The organism is Priestia sp. FSL P4-0332, assembly GCF_038005845.1.
Taxonomy (GTDB): domain Bacteria; phylum Bacillota; class Bacilli; order Bacillales; family Bacillaceae_H; genus Priestia.
Genome location: NZ_JBBOUA010000001.1, coordinates 4547989 through 4567290, shown reverse-complemented (window position 1 = coordinate 4567290; position 19302 = coordinate 4547989). Strand labels below are relative to the sequence as shown.

General features: G+C 39.7%; 15 protein-coding genes, 1 tRNA gene and 1 other annotated feature. All 16 genes read left to right on the top strand.

Annotation, left to right across the window (positions count from 1 at the left end; genetic code table 11):
* Window positions 1–3 precede the first annotated feature (3 nt).
* Window positions 4–597: an XTP/dITP diphosphatase gene (locus MKY06_RS23955; protein WP_025601437.1), complete on the top strand. Its 594-nt coding sequence runs from the start codon at window positions 4–6 to the stop codon at window positions 595–597.
* A 15-nt stretch (window positions 598–612) separates the two neighbouring features.
* Window positions 613–1125, top strand: a complete 513-nt coding sequence (locus tag MKY06_RS23950; RefSeq protein ID WP_025601435.1) for a metallophosphoesterase family protein — start codon at window positions 613–615, stop codon at window positions 1123–1125.
* A 125-nt stretch (window positions 1126–1250) separates the two neighbouring features.
* Window positions 1251–1324: transfer RNA gene (locus MKY06_RS23945), tRNA-Arg, on the top strand.
* A 324-nt stretch (window positions 1325–1648) separates the two neighbouring features.
* Window positions 1649–1902: a binding site (T-box leader), on the top strand.
* A 68-nt stretch (window positions 1903–1970) separates the two neighbouring features.
* Window positions 1971–3698 carry an acetolactate synthase large subunit gene (ilvB, locus tag MKY06_RS23940; protein WP_155660677.1) on the top strand — a complete coding sequence of 576 codons (1728 nt, stop codon included), beginning with the start codon at window positions 1971–1973 and terminating at the stop codon, window positions 3696–3698.
* Window positions 3695–4207, top strand: a complete 513-nt coding sequence (gene ilvN / locus MKY06_RS23935; RefSeq protein WP_013059375.1) for an acetolactate synthase small subunit — start codon at window positions 3695–3697, stop codon at window positions 4205–4207. Before ilvB ends, ilvN begins: the two co-directional genes overlap by 4 nt.
* Before the next feature lie 63 nt (window positions 4208–4270).
* Window positions 4271–5296 carry a ketol-acid reductoisomerase gene (ilvC, locus tag MKY06_RS23930; protein WP_013085141.1) on the top strand — a complete coding sequence of 342 codons (1026 nt, stop codon included), beginning with the start codon at window positions 4271–4273 and terminating at the stop codon, window positions 5294–5296.
* Complete coding sequence (locus MKY06_RS23925; protein ID WP_025601811.1) at window positions 5283–6818, top strand: 2-isopropylmalate synthase; 1536 nt, start codon at window positions 5283–5285, stop codon at window positions 6816–6818. The genes ilvC and MKY06_RS23925 overlap by 14 nt, the downstream gene beginning before the upstream one ends.
* Window positions 6819–6837: 19 nt before the next feature.
* Window positions 6838–7947 (top strand): 3-isopropylmalate dehydrogenase, encoded by a 1110-nt coding sequence (gene leuB / locus MKY06_RS23920; RefSeq protein ID WP_013059372.1) that lies wholly within the window; start codon window positions 6838–6840, stop codon window positions 7945–7947.
* A gap of 58 nt (window positions 7948–8005) precedes the next feature.
* Complete coding sequence (gene leuC, locus MKY06_RS23915) at window positions 8006–9421, top strand: 3-isopropylmalate dehydratase large subunit (protein WP_013059371.1); 1416 nt, start codon at window positions 8006–8008, stop codon at window positions 9419–9421.
* Window positions 9422–9435: 14 nt separating this feature from the next.
* On the top strand, window positions 9436–10026 hold the full coding sequence (leuD, locus tag MKY06_RS23910; protein WP_013059370.1) for a 3-isopropylmalate dehydratase small subunit: 591 nt from the start codon (window positions 9436–9438) through the stop codon (window positions 10024–10026).
* Between the two features lie 101 nt (window positions 10027–10127).
* Window positions 10128–11129 (top strand): tetratricopeptide repeat protein, encoded by a 1002-nt coding sequence (locus MKY06_RS23905; protein WP_098279043.1) that lies wholly within the window; start codon window positions 10128–10130, stop codon window positions 11127–11129.
* A 221-nt stretch (window positions 11130–11350) separates the two neighbouring features.
* Window positions 11351–12637, top strand: a complete 1287-nt coding sequence (gene tig, locus MKY06_RS23900; protein ID WP_016765666.1) for a trigger factor — start codon at window positions 11351–11353, stop codon at window positions 12635–12637.
* Window positions 12638–13021: 384 nt separating this feature from the next.
* Window positions 13022–14287 carry an ATP-dependent protease ATP-binding subunit ClpX gene (gene clpX / locus MKY06_RS23895; protein WP_013059367.1) on the top strand — a complete coding sequence of 422 codons (1266 nt, stop codon included), beginning with the start codon at window positions 13022–13024 and terminating at the stop codon, window positions 14285–14287.
* Between the two features lie 152 nt (window positions 14288–14439).
* Window positions 14440–16107, top strand: coding sequence for an ATP-dependent protease LonB (lonB, locus tag MKY06_RS23890; RefSeq protein ID WP_029320070.1), 1668 nt, complete (start codon window positions 14440–14442; stop codon window positions 16105–16107).
* 259 nt (window positions 16108–16366) lie between these two features.
* Window positions 16367–18691 (top strand): endopeptidase La, encoded by a 2325-nt coding sequence (gene lon / locus MKY06_RS23885; protein ID WP_016765665.1) that lies wholly within the window; start codon window positions 16367–16369, stop codon window positions 18689–18691.
* The gene (yihA, locus tag MKY06_RS23880) at window positions 18688–19275 is read left to right on the top strand and encodes a ribosome biogenesis GTP-binding protein YihA/YsxC (RefSeq protein WP_013059364.1); all 588 of its coding nucleotides are present in this window, start codon (window positions 18688–18690) and stop codon (window positions 19273–19275) included. Before lon ends, yihA begins: the two co-directional genes overlap by 4 nt.
* Window positions 19276–19302 lie beyond the last annotated feature (27 nt).

The window sequence follows — 19302 nt, the reverse complement described above, 5'->3', positions numbered from 1 at the left end:
AACGTGCGTGAAATCATTATTGCAACTAAAAACGCAGGCAAAGTAAAAGATTTTGAAACACTTTTCTCACCGAAGGGATTTAAAGTAAAATCGCTTCTTGATTTTCCTGAGATTGAAGACGTGGAAGAAACGGGCGTTACATTTGCAGAGAATGCCACGCTAAAAGCAGAGGCCATTTCATCCGCATTAAATAAGCCGGTCATTGCCGATGATTCCGGGCTTGCTATTGATGCCTTAAACGGGGAGCCAGGCGTTTATTCCGCGCGTTATGCTGGTGAAAATAAAGATGATAATGCTAATATAGAGAAGGTACTTCAAAAATTAAATGACGTGCCGTTTGAAAAGCGCACGGCACGCTTTCATTGTGCTCTTGCTATTGCAGTGCCCGGAAAGAGAACCGAAATTGTAGAAGGCACGTGTGAAGGGCACATCTTGGAGGAAAAAAGAGGGGAAAACGGTTTTGGGTACGATCCCATTTTCTTTGTAGAAAAATGGAGATGCTCCATGGCAGAATTGACCAAAGAGCAAAAAAATCAGATTAGTCACCGAGCAAATGCGTTAAAAAAACTAGCACCGCTAATTGATGCGCAATTTTAGAAGGAGTGATGACGTGTGAAACTATTAATTGTAAGCGATAGCCACGGGTTACAAGAAGAGCTGCTCACTATCAGAGAGAGACATGCTGATGTAGATAAGATGATCCATTGTGGGGACTCTGAGTTGCCGCAAGACAGCAAAGAAATGTCTACGTTTTTAGGCGTTCGAGGAAATTGTGACTACGATGCATCTTACGTTAATGATCGAGTAGAGTCGCTTGGAGAAGCTACGTGTCTGGTTACACACGGTCACTTATATAATGTTAAAATGTCTATGATGAATTTGCATTACAAAGCGAGAGAAGTCGGGGCAAACGTTGTTTGTTTTGGGCATTCTCACATAGCGGGAGCTGAGCTCATGGACGGAGTTTTATTTATTAATCCAGGAAGTATGTTACTTCCTCGTATGAGAAAAGAACGTACGTATGCTATACTAGTAATGGATGGTACAGAAGCTACCGTGCAGTTTTACGATATAAGCGGTAAACATATTCCTAGCATGCAGTTAACCTGTACACTTTCAGCATAATATAGCCAAATATAGGGAGAAGAGAAGGTTTTTTACCTCTCTTCTCATAAAATTTCAAAAAAACGTTGACTTTTAAATTATATTTGAATATAATAGGTATTGTCTTTGATACACTTTAACATTATGTCCCAGTAGCTCAGCAGGATAGAGCAACGGCCTTCTAAGCCGTCGGTCGGGAGTTCGAATCTCTCCTGGGACGTCCGGAAAAAACCGGCTTTTACTTTTTAGTAAAAGCCGGTTTTTTTATTTATCTTCAAAGTGAATGTTTGTTCATTCAGTGTGTACAAATGAACGTTTCAGAAAAACTTTTTGAACTGCTGTAAACCCTTATTACATCAATAATGAAAACGCATTCAAATATTATGTTTAGTCTAAATTGTCTAAAAAAATCTCGAAAAGTGGTTGACTATGCATAGAAATGGGCGTAAGATAATCCTCAAATATAAGTTTTCTAAAAATTTTAATTAATTGTAATTAATTTAAAATATGATGTGTAAAGCATTGTTCAAAAAGCATATAGCGTTTTAAAACGTTGAAGAGGATAAGTAGTTTTGATGTTTAGGTATCAACAGAGAGTCGGGTTGCTGGAAGCCGACGTTACCAACTCAAAATGAACTCACCTCAGAGTGTCACCCTGAAATTCAGTAAGGGCGACCGAGTGTACTTCCAAAGCACTCGTTATCAAAAAGAATGTACAGTATACATTCATAAGGTAATCATTACGATTACAAACGAGGGTGGTACCGCGTAAAGTACAAAAGACTTTTCGCCCCTTGACCTATATCATTTGATAGGGTCTATTTAGGGGTGAGAAGTCTTTTTTCTTTTATCTAGAAAACGAAAGGATGAGAAAAGTGGGAGCCAATATGCAAACGAAAGAACCTGTAAGCACTGGGGCACAAATGAATGGAGCTGACATGTTGATTGAATCTCTAAGAAGAGAAAATGTTGACGTCATCTTCGGTTACCCAGGGGGAGCCGTTTTACCGATTTACGATAAGCTATATGGTTCAGGAATGTTTCACGTACTTGCTCGTCACGAACAAGGTGGAATTCACGCAGCAGAAGGGTACGCAAGAATTTCAGGCAAACCCGGTGTAGTTATCGCAACAAGTGGTCCTGGCGCAACAAATATCGTAACAGGTTTGGCAGATGCGATGATTGACTCACTTCCTTTAGTTGTTTTTACTGGTCAAGTAGCTTCAAGTGTAATTGGTTCTGACGCGTTCCAAGAAGCAGATGTATTAGGGATCACAATGCCAATTACAAAACATAGCTATCAAGTACGCAATATCAGCGATATGCCGAGAATCATCAAAGAGGCATTTCATATTGCGACAACAGGAAGACCTGGTCCAGTCTTAATCGACATTCCAAAAGATATGGCACAGGGTGATGGAACATTTAACTACGAAGGAGAAATTGATTTACCTGGCTATCAGCCAACTTATTTTCCAAATCAGCTGCAGGTTAAAAAATTAACAGACGCAGTAGCAGCTGCAAAACAACCTGTTATCCTAGCAGGTGCGGGAGTGTTATTGAGTAAAGGTTCAGAAGAATTAAAAAATTATGCCGAGCGTCAAAATATTCCGGTTATTAATACGCTTTTAGGGTTGGGCTGTTTTCCTGCAGATCATCCGCTTCATTTAGGAATGGCTGGCATGCACGGAACGTACACAGCAAACATGGCAATTTATGAGAGTGATCTTCTCATTAGTATCGGTGCACGCTTTGATGACCGAGTAACAGGTAACTTAAAGCATTTTGCACCAAATGCAAAAATTGCTCACATTGACATCGACCCAGCGGAAATTGGAAAGAATGTTCCAACCAAGATTCCAATTGTTGGAGATGCAAAAGAAGTATTGAAGCAATTGCTTCTGCAAGAAGGAGAAGTTGGAGATTATACGAAATGGCATGAGAAATTAGCGGCGTGGAAGCAAGAATATCCATTATGGTATCAGAACTCAGCGGACGTGTTAAAACCACAAAAAGTAGTTGAGTTGCTTCACAAGTATACAAATGGAGATGCCGTTGTTACAACGGACGTTGGGCAACATCAAATGTGGGTAGCTCAATACTACACATTTAATAATCCAGATCGATGGGTAACTTCAGGTGGTCTTGGCACTATGGGCTTTGGATTACCTTCTGCAATCGGCGCTCAGCTGGCAAATAAAGATAAAACAGTTGTAGCAGTCGTTGGTGACGGTGGATTTCAAATGACGCTTCAAGAATTAGGGGTTATTAGAGAATTAAATTTACCTGTAAAAGTGGTTGTACTCAACAATCAGTCGCTTGGTATGGTTCGTCAGTGGCAGGAAATCTTCTATGAAGAACGCTACTCACACTCTTTAATTCCGAATCAGCCTAATTTAATGAAGCTTGCAGAGGCTTATGACATTAAAGGTTTACAAGCTTCTACTGAAGAAGAAGCGCATGCGGCTCTGAAAGAAGCAATGGAAACAGATGGACCTGTTCTACTAAATTTCTTTGTCGCACCTAAAGAAAACGTATATCCAATGGTTGCACCTGGAAAAGGATTACATGAAATGGTAGGGGTGAAACCATGAAGCGAATCATTACAGCAACTGTATTAAACCGTGCGGGCGTTTTAAATCGCGTAACGGGGTTATTTACAAAAAGAAATTTCAATATTGAGAGTATTTCGGTAGGGCACACTGAATCTGAGGATGTATCACGCATGACGTTTGTTGTGAACGTAGAGCATGATAACGCTGCTGAACAAGTGATCAAGCAGTTAAACAAACAGATCGACGTGTTGAAAGTTCAAGATATTACGGATCAAGCTGTGGTGTCAAGAGAGCTTGCTTTAATGAAAGTAGCCTCTACACCAGCGAGCCGTAACGAACTTTATGCAGTAATTGAACCTTTCCGTGCAACCATCATTGATGTAAGTCGCGACAGTCTAATTATTCAAGTAACAGGTGAATCCAGCAAGATTGAAGCGATGATTGATCTACTTCAGCCTTATGGATTAAAAGAAGTAACGCGCACGGGAACAGTAGCTGTTCCGCGCGGTACGCAAAAAGCGGCAGCCAAACTTTCATCAATCATTTAATTCTAGCTAGTTACTAAAAAGTAAACTATATAAAACTATATAAACTAAGAGGAGAGATTTATTATGACAAAGGTATATTATAACGGAGATGCAAAGGATCAATTATTACAAGGTAAAACAGTAGCAATCGTAGGTTATGGTTCACAAGGTCACGCTCACGCACAAAACTTACGCGACAGCGGAGTAAACGTGGTAGTAGGATTACGTAAAGGTAAATCATGGGATCAAGCAGAGCAGGACGGTTTCACTGTATTATCTGTAAAAGATGCAGTTCAACAAGCAGAAGTAGTAATGGTATTACTTCCAGATGAGTATCAGCCAAAAGTTTATAACGAAGAAATTCTTCCAGGACTAAAACCAGGAAAATCTTTAGTATTTGCTCACGGTTTCAACATTCACTTTAACCAAATCGTAGCACCTGAATTCGTTGACGTATTCTTAGTAGCTCCAAAAGGCCCTGGTCACCTTGTAAGAAGAACGTATGAAGAAGGAGCTGGCGTACCGGCGTTATTCGCAGTATTCCAAGATGTAACTGGAGAAGCAAAAGACGTAGCGTTAGCTTATGCTAAAGCAATCGGTTCAGCTCGTGCGGGTGTATTAGAAACAACATTTAAAGAAGAAACAGAAACAGATCTTTTCGGTGAGCAAGCAGTACTTTGCGGTGGGTTAACTTCATTAGTTAAAGCTGGTTTTGAAACGCTTGTAGAAGCTGGCTACCAACCGGAAGTTGCATATTTTGAGTGTTTACACGAATTAAAATTAATTGTTGACCTTATGTATGAAGGCGGAATGGAAGGCATGCGTTATTCAATCTCTGATACAGCTCAATGGGGTGACTTCGTTTCAGGACCACGCGTTGTAGATGAGCGTTCAAAAGAACAAATGAAAAAAGTGCTTGAAGATATCCAAACAGGTAAATTTGCAAAGGGCTGGATCCTAGAAAACCAAGCAAATCGTCCGGAATTTACAGCTATCAATAACCGTGAAAACGAACATTTAATTGAAAAAGTTGGCGCTCAATTACGTGAAATGATGCCATTTGTTAAAAAACAAAAGAAAGAAGCGGTGATCGCTAGTGCAAAAAATTAAACTATTTGACACGACGCTACGCGATGGTGAACAGTCACCTGGAGTCAATTTGAACCTACAAGAAAAGCTTGAAATTGCTAAGCAGTTAGAGCGATTAGGTATCGACATCATTGAAGCCGGATTTCCCGCTTCTTCAAAAGGTGATTTTCAATCCGTAAAAGAAATTGCGTCTATTGTCAAAAATTCTTCTGTAACAGGCCTTGCAAGGTCTGTTACAAAAGATATTGACATTGCATGGGAAGCGTTAAAAGAAAGTGCAGAACCAAGACTGCATGTTTTTATCGCTACTTCCGAAATTCATATGCAGCATAAATTGAAAAAAACACCTGATGAAGTACTTGAAACAGCAGTGGAAATGGTGAAGTACGCAAGTAAAAAATTCCCGGTTGTTCAATGGTCTGCTGAAGATGCATGTCGAACAGATTTACCGTTTTTAGCAAGAATTGTAGAAGCAGTTATTGATGCTGGTGCAAAAGTCGTTAATATTCCAGATACAGTAGGATTTATCACTCCTGGTGACTATCAATCAGTATTTAATTACTTAAAAGAACATGTGTCAAATATTCATAAAGTTGATTTGTCAGCTCACTGTCACGATGACTTAGGGCTAGCTGTGGCCAATTCAATGGCTGCGATTGAAGCAGGAGCTACTCAAATTGAAGGAACGATTAACGGAATCGGAGAACGTGCGGGTAACGCAGCTCTTGAAGAAGTAGCACTTGCGCTTCATGTCCGTCAAGATTTCTATAAAGCGAGCACAGGTCTTATCTTGCCTGAAATTAAGCGTACGAGTGACATTATCAGTAAGCTTACCGGAATGAATATTGCACCAAATAAAGCAATTGTCGGAAAAAATGCTTTTGCTCATGAATCAGGTATTCACCAAGATGGCGTCTTAAAAAATCCGTTAACATATGAGATTATTTCCCCAGAACTTGTGGGTGTTAAACAAAATCCAATTGTGCTTGGTAAACACTCAGGCCGTCATGCGTTCCGTACACGCTTAGTAGAGCTTGGATTCACATTGGAAGATACAGAAGCAAACGTGCTTTTTGAGAAGTTTAAAGACTTAGCAGATAAGAAAAAAGACATTACCGATGATGATTTATTGGCATTAGTCATTCAAAAGCAAGTTAGCAAAGACAGTGAATATAAGCTTGAAAGTCTGCAAGTTCAGTATGGTACGAACAATATTCCAACGGCTACGATTACGCTTCGCAAAGAAAACGGTGAAGAGATTCAAGAAGCAGCTACGGGATCTGGAAGCGTGGAAGCTATCTATAATACCCTACAGCGCTGTGTTGAACAAGATGTAAAACTATTAGACTATCGTATTCAGTCTATTAACGGTGGGCCGGATGCACTGGCTGAAGTATTTGTGAAGGTTGAAAGCGAAGGAACTGAAGCAAGCGGACGCGGAGTAGCATTTGACGTATTAGAATCATCAGCGAAAGCATATCTGAACGCCATTAATCGTTTAATCGCTATTCAGCAGCATCGTACAAAGCAAGAAGTAATGTGAACTGAAGGGAGAGACCACCATGACAAAAAAAGTCGCTGTATTACCGGGTGACGGCGTAGGAACAGAAGTAACCAAAGGCGCTGTTGCCGTTTTAAAAGCAATTGGAGAGCGCTTTGATCATCAATTTGAGTTTACGTATGGACTAATTGGCGGAGCTGCAATTGATGAGGCGGGCACCCCTCTTCCAGAAAGTACAATTGAGACTTGTAAGCAGGCAGATGCTGTATTACTTGGATCGGTTGGAGGGCCAAAATGGGATCGTAACCCTTCACATTTGCGACCGGAAAAAGGTTTGCTAGCTATTCGAAAAGAACTGGATTTATATGCTAATCTTCGTCCGGTGACATTTTATGATAGCTTAGCGGATGCCTCTCCTCTGAAAAAAGAATACATTGAAGGTGTTGACTTCATTATCGTCCGTGAGCTAACAGGAGGCTTATATTTTGGTAAGCCTAGCGAGCGCCGAACAGAAGGGAATGAAGAAACAGTTGTCGACACATTATTTTATAAGCGTACAGAAATAGAAAGAATTATTCGCCAAGCATTTGACACGGCTGTAAATCGACGTAAAAAAGTAACGTCTGTTGATAAAGCGAATGTGCTTGAGTCTAGTAGAGTGTGGCGTGAAGTAGCTGAAGAAGTAGCAAAAGACTACCCGGATGTAGAGCTTGAGCATATGCTTGTAGATTCAGCTGCTATGCAGTTAATTCGTAATCCGAAGTATTTTGATGTAGTGGTAACTGAAAATATGTTTGGTGATATTTTGAGTGATGAGGCTTCTATGCTGACAGGATCGTTAGGAATGTTGCCATCTGCCAGCTTAACGGCTGATGGTCCGTCTCTATACGAACCGGTTCACGGTTCTGCACCAGATATTGCTGGTCAAAACAAAGCTAATCCGATTGCTGCTATTTTATCTGCAGCAATGTTGCTTAGACATTCATTTGGATTAGAAAAAGAAGCAGCAGTGATTGAACAAGCGGTTGAAAGTGTATTACATGCAGGTCATCGAACAGCTGACTTAGCAGACGGTAATCATTATTTAGGTACCGATAAAATGGTGGAGGCGATAACTGCGGTAATTGCCAATGATTCTGCCATTTCAAGCATTATGACAGCTTACAGTTAATCATGCGTTTCTCACGTTTTGTGAGAAACGTTTTTCATAATCAGAAAGGAGGAGCAGTATGAAACCAAAAACAATTATTGATAAGCTTTGGGAACAACATGTTGTACGTCGAGAAGAGGGGAAGCCGGACTTATTATATATCGATCTTCATCTTATTCATGAAGTAACGTCTCCTCAAGCATTTGAAGGTCTTCGCGTGGCAAATCGCCAAGTGAAGCGTCCAGACTTAACGTTTGCTACAATGGATCACAACATTCCAACGGTTGACCGTTTTAATATTAAAGATCCGATTGCAAAGAAACAAGTAGACAAACTATCTGAAAACTGTCATGAGTTTGGTGTGAAGCTTTTAGATTTAACAAGTGAAGAGCAAGGAATTGTGCATATCATTGGACCGGAATTAGGATTAACTCAGCCTGGAAAAACCATTGTGTGCGGAGATAGTCATACATCTACTCACGGTGCATTTGGAGCGCTTGCTTTTGGGATAGGAACTAGTGAGGTAGAGCATGTTTTAGCAACACAAACGCTATGGCAAGCGAAACCAAAAACGCTACAAGTGAAAGTGAATGGAAAAAAGCAGCCTGGCGTTTATGCTAAGGACATTGTGTTAGCAATAATTCAAAAATTCGGCGTGAATTTTGGAACGGGTTCAATCGTGGAATTTACGGGCGAATGTATTCGCGATCTTTCAATGGAAGAGCGCATGACCATTTGTAATATGTCTATTGAAGCCGGTGCAAAAGCTGGTTTAATCAGTCCAGACGATGTCACGTTCTCTTATATTAAAGGACGTCAGTATGCTCCTAAAGGGGAACAGTTTGAAAAAGCAGTGGAAGCTTGGGCAGCTTTAGCAACAGATGAAGGTGCAACGTACGATGAAACGCTGGAAATTGATGCAGATACAATTGAACCTGTTGTAACATGGGGCACAAACCCGGCGATGAGTTCTTATGTTAGCAAGCAAGTTCCTACATTAGAAGAGTGTAAAACAGAAGCTGAGAGAAAGTCTTTGTCACGAGCACTTGAGTATATGGGCTTACAGCCTGGCATGGCAATAGAAGAGATTCCAGTTCAGCATGTATTTATCGGTTCATGTACAAATGCTCGTTTGTCTGATCTTCGTGACGTGGCAGCGTTTATTAAAGGAAAGAAAGTGTCACCAGATGTGCGAGCGATCATTGTACCAGGTTCTCAAAAAGTAAAACGAGTGGCTGAAGAAGAAGGGCTATCTGCTATTTTTATTGAAGCAGGTTTTGATTGGAGAGACTCCGGCTGCAGCATGTGTCTAGGCATGAACTCTGACTTAGTTCCACAAGGCGAACACTGTGCGTCCACTTCTAACCGGAATTTTGAAGGACGTCAAGGAAAAGGCGCCAGAACGCATTTAGTAAGCCCGGTAATGGCAGCAGCGGCAGCGGTATATGGACATTTTGTTGATGTACGCAAACTACAAGAACAAGCGGTGCGATAAGGAGGAGAACACAGATGAATGCTTTTACAATCCATACAGGGAAAGTAGCAGGTCTCGACCGAGCAAACGTAGATACTGATCAAATTATCCCAAAGCAATTTTTGAAAAGAATTGAGCGTACTGGCTTTGGCCAATTTCTATTTTTTGATTGGCGATATAATGAAGATGAGACGTTAAATGAAACGTTTGAATTAAATCAGCCTCAAAATCAAGGAGCAACAATTCTTGTAGCCGACGAGAACTTCGGATGTGGTTCGTCACGTGAACACGCTCCATGGGCGCTTTTAGACTACGGGTTCCGTGCTATTATCGCACCTTCATTTGCGGATATTTTTAAACAAAACTGTCTAAAAAATGGTATTTTACCTATTGTTTTACCAAAAGAAGATGTTTCCTATTTAATGAAAGAGTCTCAAAGTGCTTCTTACGCCTGTACAATCGATCTTCATCAGCAAAAAATTACCGATGAAGCAGGTTTTGAACGTACGTTTGATATCAATGGACATTGGAAATATATGCTTGTTAACGGATATGATGAAATTGGCTATACGCTTTCTTTTGAAGACGACATTTCTGCTTATGAAGCAAAAACGGTAAGATATTAACCAAAAATCGAGCAAAATTATGATTTTGCTCGATTTTTTTGCGTTCCGTTAATCGAATTGCTAAACTGTAAAGCAAATGGACCGCGAAGTGGGGAGAAAACATGTCGAATGAACAACAAAACAAAATTGTAGCTTTTCCTCTATTAAAAGAACGGTTGGTTGAAAAAGCTACAGATCATATGCAGCACAAGCAATTTCAAGAAGCACTTCCTTTATTTGAGCAGGCCTACGAACTTGATAATAAGCATCATGAAATTTTGCTTGGCCTTGTTATTTGTCACGTGGAGCTCGGTGATGCAGGCATAGCTAAGGAATTATGTGAGCAAATGCTGAAAGAAGATATTGGCGATTATTATCATAATTTGCAAATGTACCTCATGGTGTTAATTCAGCTTGGTCACTATCATGAAGGATATGTCACTCTACAAGCAGTTATTCAAGAACACAAACTCCCTTCTGAACATGCTGAACAGCTTTATCAGCTATTGGAGTTCTGTAAGAATAGAATGAATCAAGAACAAGTCATAGAAGAACAAACAGAAGAAGAACAGCTAGAGCAGTTTAAATCATTCACAGCTCTAGACAATATTCAAGATCAGCTTGAATGGATTCATTCATTAAAAACAAAGAGAATTGAAAAGCAGCGCTTCTTTCTGGAACAGCTATTTTCATCCGAAGCTGTTCACCCTATCGTAAAAACAGTCGCTTTAAAAACAGTCATGGAAGAAGAAGTAGACATTGATTTTATGATTACTAAGTTTGGAGAGACGAAAAAAGTAAATGCGCTTCAGCTTCAACGAACAACACCGTATTTTTTTGCCGAGCAAGTAGAAGCGCAGCTGACGGAAAAGCTGGAACATGAAAATCCTACATTGCTGCAGGTTGCCGTTGAGATATGGCAGCGTCATTTATTTATTACATTTCCGTTTTTACCGGGTGATAATGTAAAACTTTGGACAGAAGCGGTGTATGCTATTAGTCTGTTGATGCAAGGAGAAGAGTCAGATGCAGCTGTAGCAGAGGAAGACGGAAGTTTCTCCGCAGCTGAATTAAGAAAGGCAATTAAAGAGCTAAAAGAAATTGAAGAAATTTCTTTTATATAAAATGTGGTGTTTAGTTGAAACGTCATTGTTGTATGTTATAATATAATGGTTGTAAAATGCACTTAAATACGTATAGTAGAATTTCATCTTTACATTACATTCCTACTTACTTTAAAGTAATAGGGAGTTAAATAGATAATGATTGAGGGTTGAACTGATAGGCTATCTGCATTATCTAATTTAGAAATCACTACTTAAAATGATTTTGGAGGGAAACATTCATGTCTGCAAAATGGGAAAAACAAGAAGGAAATCAAGGCGTTTTAACAGTAGAAGTTGAAGCTGCTGAGTTTGATAAAGCCTTAGATAAAGCATTCACAAAAGTTGTAAAACAAGTAAACGTACCAGGGTTCCGTAAAGGTAAAATGCCTCGTCCACTTTTCGAAAAACGTTTTGGCGTAGAATCTTTATACCAAGATGCACTAGACATCTTATTACCTGAGGCTTACAGCAATGCAATTGTTGAAGCTGGTATCGAGCCGGTTGATCGTCCAGAAATCGATGTTGAAACAATCGAAAAAGGACAACCTCTAGTTTTCACTGCTAAAGTAACTGTTAAGCCTGAAGTTAAATTAGGCGAATACAAAAACTTAGAAGTAGAAAAAGTAGATACAACTGTAACAGACGAAGACGTTGAAGCAGAATTAAAAACACTTCAAGAGCGTCACGCTGAACTAGTTGTTAAAGAAGAAGGAACTGTAGCTGAAGGTGATACAGCTGTAATCGACTTTGAAGGTTTCGTTGATGGCGAAGCATTCGAAGGCGGAAAAGGCGAAAACTATTCTTTAGAAATCGGTTCTAACACATTCATCCCTGGCTTTGAAGAGCAACTAGTTGGTCTTGAAGTAGGCGCTGAAAAAGAAGTGGAAGTAACATTCCCTGAAGAGTATCACGCTGAAGAGCTAGCTGGTAAAGCTGCTAAATTCAAAGTGAAATTACACGAAATCAAATCTAAAGAGCTTCCAGCTTTAGACGATGAGTTTGCAAAAGACGTAGATGAAGAAGTAGAAACTTTAGAAGCGTTAAAAGCAAAAACAAAAGAAAAATTACAAAGCGATAAAGAGAATCAAGCGGAATCAGCTCTTCGCGACACTTTAGTAGAAAAAGCTGCTGAAAACGCTGAAGTAGAAATTCCAGAAGCAATGTTCAATACTGAAATGGATCGTATGATGCAAGAGTTTGAACAACGTTTACAAATGCAAGGTCTTAACCTTGAACTTTACTTCCAATTCTCAGGTCAAGATGAAAAAGCTCTTCGCGACCAAATGCGTCCGGATGCTGAAAAGCGTGTGAAAATCAACTTAACGCTAGAAGCTATTTCAAAAGCTGAAAATCTTGAAGTAAGCGAAGAAGAAGTAGAAAAAGAATTAGAAAACATGGCAGGAATGTACAACATGCCTGTCGAAGAAATTAAGAAAGTGCTTGGCAGTCTTGATAGCATTAAAGAAGACATGAAAGTACGTAAAGCAGTTGAATTTCTTGTAGAAAACAGCAAAGCTGTTGCATAATAGTAAGTAAGAAACAAGGCGCGACTTGATCGTGCCTTGTTTTATAAACTTCAATAGTTTTTTTATATCATAACCAACACCGTAGAAGCAGCTTTAACCCATTGTTTGAAATCCGTGGTTATGAAATAGGCCCAATAAGAGGACACTATATAATAGCAGATCTCCATTCTGTTATGCTCATCAACAACATATACATAAAACGTTTTAGTATCTATTCAAGAAAATGTATGGTAAAATGCAATACAAATCTTTTCATAGCGCTTTTACTATGTGATAAAGAGGGGCATTTACCTACAAATAGATGAGTTGTTCATGTTGTTGGGCTATAGCGCGGATAGAAATCAGCTTCGAGCACTTTAGTAAATACTACAAGGGGTGAAAATTATGTTTAAATTTAACGATGAAAAAGGGCAGTTAAAATGCTCATTTTGTGGTAAAACACAAGAACAAGTACGCAAGTTAGTTGCGGGTCCAGGTGTTTACATATGCGATGAATGTATTGAACTTTGCACGGAAATCGTAGAAGAAGAGTTAGGTACAGAAGAAGAAGTAGAATTTAAAGATGTACCAAAACCAAAAGAAATTCGTGACATTTTAGATGAGTATGTAATTGGTCAAGAGGATGCGAAAAAATCGTTATCCGTTGCGGTATACAACCATTACAAACGAATCAATTCAAACAGTAAAATTGATGACGTTGAGTTATCAAAAAGTAATATTGCATTAATTGGACCTACAGGAAGCGGTAAAACTTTACTAGCTCAAACATTGGCTCGTATTTTAAACGTACCGTTTGCGATTGCAGATGCAACATCTCTAACAGAAGCGGGTTATGTAGGAGAAGATGTTGAAAACATCTTATTAAAATTAATTCAATCAGCTGATTACGATGTGGAGAAAGCTGAAAAAGGTATCATCTACATCGATGAAATTGATAAAGTAGCGCGTAAGTCTGAAAACCCATCTATTACACGTGATGTATCAGGTGAAGGTGTGCAGCAGGCTCTTCTTAAAATCTTAGAAGGTACTGTAGCAAGTGTTCCTCCTCAAGGTGGACGTAAACACCCTCATCAAGAATTTATTCAAATTGATACAACAAATATTTTATTTATTTGCGGTGGTGCATTTGACGGAATCGAACCTATTATTAAGCGTCGTCTAGGTAAAAAAGTAATTGGTTTCGGTTCAGAAACAAAACAACAAGACTTTACAGAAAAAGAGTTACTAGCAAAAGTATTACCGGAAGATTTATTAAAATTTGGTTTAATTCCAGAGTTTATTGGTCGTTTACCGGTTACTGCTAGCTTAGTGCCTCTTGATGAAGAAGCGCTAGTTGAGATTTTAACAAAACCGAAAAATGCACTAGTGAAACAATATCAAAAAATGCTTGAACTTGATGACGTTGAACTTGAGTTCGAAGACGAGGCTTTAGTAGAAATTTCTAAAAAAGCAATCGAGCGTAAAACAGGTGCTCGTGGTCTACGTTCAATCATTGAAGGTATTATGTTAGATGTAATGTTTGATCTTCCTTCACGTGATGATATTACAAAATGTATTATCACAGGTGAAACTGTTCGTGATCAAGCGGCTCCTAAGTTCGTATTAGAAGACGGATCTACTATTCAAGAAGGCAGCAAAACATCAGCATAAAAAAAGCCGGGTACTCAAATTGAGTATCCGGCTTTTTTCTGTTGATGAAGCACAACTAAATTTTACTTTTTACTAGAATCTTGTTTATTCCTACTGCTGCAGGGAGATAATAACTGATAATTATCTTACTAAACTGCGCAGGAGGTTTATCTATGAACTGGACGAATATTGCCTTAATGGTCCAACTCTTTTTTGGTATCATCATTGGCTTATATTTTTGGAATTTATTACGCAATCAGCGTACGCAAAAAGTCTCAATTGACCGGGATTCAAAGAAAGAAATGGAGCAATTGCAGAAAATGAGAGCCATCTCTTTAACTGAGCCGCTTGCCGAACGTGTAAGGCCGTCTAGCTTCTCCGATATTGTCGGACAAGAGGATGGAATTCGGTCACTAAAGGCGGCCCTTTGCGGCCCTAATCCACAGCACGTGATTGTATACGGGCCGCCTGGAGTAGGAAAAACCGCAGCAGCACGTTTAGTGTTAGAAGAAGCAAAAAAAAATAAAAAATCACCTTTCAAACAATCGGCTGTATTTGTAGAGTTAGATGCAACTACGGCGCGTTTTGATGAGCGGGGCATTGCTGATCCTTTGATTGGGTCTGTTCATGATCCTATTTACCAAGGAGCAGGTGCCATGGGCCAAGCTGGAATTCCGCAGCCAAAACAAGGAGCGGTTACAGATGCACACGGGGGAATTTTATTTATTGATGAAATTGGAGAGCTCCATCCTATTCAGATGAATAAGCTGTTAAAGGTTCTAGAAGATCGAAAAGTGTTTATGGAAAGCGCCTATTACAGCGAAGAAAACACACAAATCCCGACACATATTCACGATATTTTTCAAAATGGGTTGCCAGCAGACTTTCGCTTGATTGGTGCGACGACTAGAACGCCTAATGAAATTCCGCCTGCCATTCGTTCCAGATGCGTAGAGGTATTTTTCCGTGAGCTTGATCGTGACGAAATTATTACAGTTGCAAAAAAAGCAGCAAATAAAGTAAGAATGGATATATCAGAAGAAGGTTTATCTCTTTTTTCTACATATGCACGCAATGGACGTGAAACGGTTAATATGATGCAAATTGCGGCTGGATTAGCGATATCAGAGGAACGAACGGACATTAAAAATGAAGATATTGAATGGATTGTTCATTCTAGTCAACTATCTCCAAGACACGATCCGAAAATTGCAGATGAGGAAAAAGTGGGACTTATTAATGGATTAGCGGTGTACGGGCCCAACTCTGGAGCACTTTTAGAAATTGAAGTCAAAGCGATTCCTGCAAAAGAGAAAGGGAACATTATTATTACAGGTATCGTTGAAGAGGAAAGTATAGGGACTCAAGGGAAGTCCATCCGCCGTAAAAGTATGGCTAAAAGCTCAATTGAAAATGTCATAACGGTTCTTCGTTCAATGGATGTTCCAGCCGATGAGTATGATATTCATGTAAACTTTCCAGGAGGCGTGCCAATTGATGGACCTTCTGCTGGTATTGCGATGGCAACAGGGATCTACTCAGCGATTTATGAAGTGCCAATTAAACATACGGTAGCAATGACAGGAGAAATTGGTCTGCACGGCAACGTAAAGCCAATTGGCGGTGTGATTCCAAAAATCAAGGCAGCAAAACAAGCGGGCGTTCAGACCGTGATTGTGCCAAAGGAAAATATGAATGCAATGGTAGAAAAGGTAAAAGGTATCGATATTATTCCTGTCCATCATTTAACAGAGGTGTTCGAACAAGCACTATTGTCTGTACATGAGCATGTTGCACATTTGTCGGTAGATCCAGCTATTTCAAATAGAGAATCTAGCTAATTCTATCATGATAATTAAAAATTAATGGTCAGATGAATATTCATCGCCTTTTTCGCGTATAAAACCTTTATACACAGCCAACGAAAAAGGCGTTTTTTTATGAAAAGAGCTTAAAAAGATATATTTTGCCTTTTAATTCTTTCTCATGGTACAATTAGTAATTACTATTGTTAGACATGTGTATACAAATGAGATAAAATTGTTAAAAGAATTCACACTTTACATACTTTAATTGACGAGCATTGGAGGTGTTCATTGCATGGCAGAAAAAGAAAAATTGACAATGCCGCTATTGCCTTTACGAGGTTTGATCGTCTATCCGACAATGGTGCTTCATTTAGATGTTGGGCGAGATAAATCTGTACAAGCATTAGAAAAAGCAATGATGGATGATCACTTAGTTTGTTTAGTATCACAAAAAGATATGGGTATCGATGAACCAACAAAAGAGGATTTATATAGAACCGGTACGTTAGCAAAAATTAAACAAATGCTAAAGCTGCCGAATGGAACGATGCGCGTCTTAGTAGAAGGACTAAATCGCGTAACCGTTACAGAATTTGAAGACAGCGAAGAATATTTTGTTGTGCACGTGGAAAAGCAAAACGAAGAACATCAGGTTGATGTAGAAGATAAAGCGCTGATGCGCACGCTTTTAGACTATTTCGAACAATACATAAAACTTTCCAAAAAGGTGTCCGTTGAAACTCTTTCAACCGTAAGCGACATTGAAGAACCAGGAAGATTAGCGGATATTGTAGCCTCTCATTTACCAATAAAAATTCAGCTTAAACAAGAAATTTTAGAAATAACTGATGTGAAAGAAAGATTAAATACGATCATTTCTCATATTCAAGACGAGCAAGAAGTTTTGCAGCTGGAGAAAAAAATTGGACAGCGTGTAAAGAAATCAATGGAACGCACTCAGAAAGAATATTATCTTCGTGAGCAAATGAAGGCGATTCAAAAAGAGCTTGGAGACAAAGAAGGAAAGACGGGAGAAGTAGCAACACTTCGCGAAAAAATTGAAGCAAGTGGGATGACGGACCATGTCAAACAAGTGGCGTTTAAAGAATTGGATCGCTATGAAAAAATTCCTGCTACCTCCGCTGAAAGCTCAGTCATTCGAAATTATATCGAGTGGTTGATTGCGCTACCTTGGACAAATGAAACGGAAGATACGCTCAATATTCATAATGCTGAACAAGTGCTGAACGATGAGCACTATGGCCTTGAAAAAGTGAAGGAACGCGTATTAGAATATCTAGCTGTGCAGCAGTTGACAAAATCTCTTAAAGGCCCTATTTTATGTTTAGCAGGACCTCCTGGCGTAGGGAAAACATCCCTAGCCCGTTCAATTGCTACGTCTCTAGATCGTCATTTTGTACGAGTGTCTCTAGGCGGTGTGAGAGATGAGTCAGAAATCCGCGGTCATCGTCGCACGTACGTGGGGGCTATGCCTGGACGCATTATTCAAGGAATGAAAAAAGCAGGAACGATTAATCCGGTATTTCTGCTTGATGAAATCGATAAAATGTCAAATGATTTCCGTGGAGACCCATCTTCTGCTTTGTTAGAAGTATTGGATCCTGAACAAAACCATAATTTCAGCGATCACTATATAGAAGAAACGTATGATTTATCAAAAGTGATGTTCGTGGCTACAGCTAATAACTTAGCTACGATTCCGGGACCGCTGCGCGATCGAATGGAAATTATTCAAATTGCTGGTTACACGGAGCTGGAAAAGCTTGAAATCGCGAAGCGTCACCTATTGCTGCGCCAGCTAGAAAATCACGGATTGCAAAAGGGCAATTTGCAGATTCGCGATGACGCGTTAACAGCAATCATCCGTTTATATACGAGAGAAGCTGGTGTTCGTAACCTTGAACGCGAAATTGCTTCCATTTGCCGAAAAGCAGCTCGTATCGTAGTCTCAGGCGAGAAAAAGCGCGTGGTGGTGACGGCCAAAACGCTTGAAGAATTCCTTGGTAAGCCTAGGTTCCGTTACGGACAGGCTGAGACGGAAGATCAAGTCGGCGTTGCTACAGGTCTTGCTTACACAACTGTAGGAGGAGACACGCTAGCCATTGAAGTAAGCTTGTCCCCTGGTAAAGGAAGACTAGTGCTAACCGGAAAGCTTGGAGACGTAATGAAAGAATCAGCTCAGGCAGCATTTAGCTACGTGCGTTCAAATGCAGAGAAACTAGGGATTGATGAAAAGTTTTATGAAAAACATGATATTCATATCCATGTTCCAGAAGGAGCTGTACCAAAGGATGGACCTTCTGCAGGAATTACCATTGCCACTGCTCTAGTATCAGCACTAACGGGTAAACCAGTGCGCAGAGAAGTAGGAATGACAGGAGAAATTACACTAAGAGGTCGCGTATTACCAATCGGCGGTTTAAAAGAAAAGTCACTTAGTGCACATCGTGCCGGATTAACTAAAATATTAATCCCTCATGATAATGAACGTGATATTGAAGATATCCCTGACAGTGTACAAGAGGAATTAGACATCGTTCTTGTGTCACATGTGGACCAAGTATTGGAACATGCGCTAGTAGGAGAGGTAAAATGAAAGTAACTCAAGCCGATATTGTCATCAGTGCCGTACGCCCTGAACAATATCCTAAAGAAAACCTGCCAGAGTTTGCGTTAGCAGGCCGTTCAAATGTAGGAAAATCATCTTTTATTAACAAGATGCTCAATCGCAAAAGCTTAGCGCGTACGTCGTCTAAGCCCGGAAAAACTCAAACGCTTAACTTCTTTTTAATTAATGAAATCCTTCACTTTGTAGACGTACCTGGCTACGGATTTGCAAAAGTGTCTAAAAAAGAGCGTGAAGCATGGGGGAAAATGATTGAAACGTATTTAACAAATCGTGAGCAGCTTAAAGCTGTGTTAATGATTGTTGATCTACGCCATGCCCCTTCAAAGGATGACGTTATGATGTATGAGTTTTTGAAGCACCATGACCTTCCCGTTATGGTTATTGCGACGAAAGCTGATAAAATCCCTAAAGGAAAATGGCAAAAGCACTTAAAAGTAGTGAGAGAAACGCTGGACTTAGATCCAAATGATGAATTAATTCATTTCTCATCTGAAACAGGTGAAGGAAAAGATAAAGCGTGGAAATCTTTGCAGTATCGCATGACTCACTAAACAAAGGAATAGAATCTAAAAAAATGG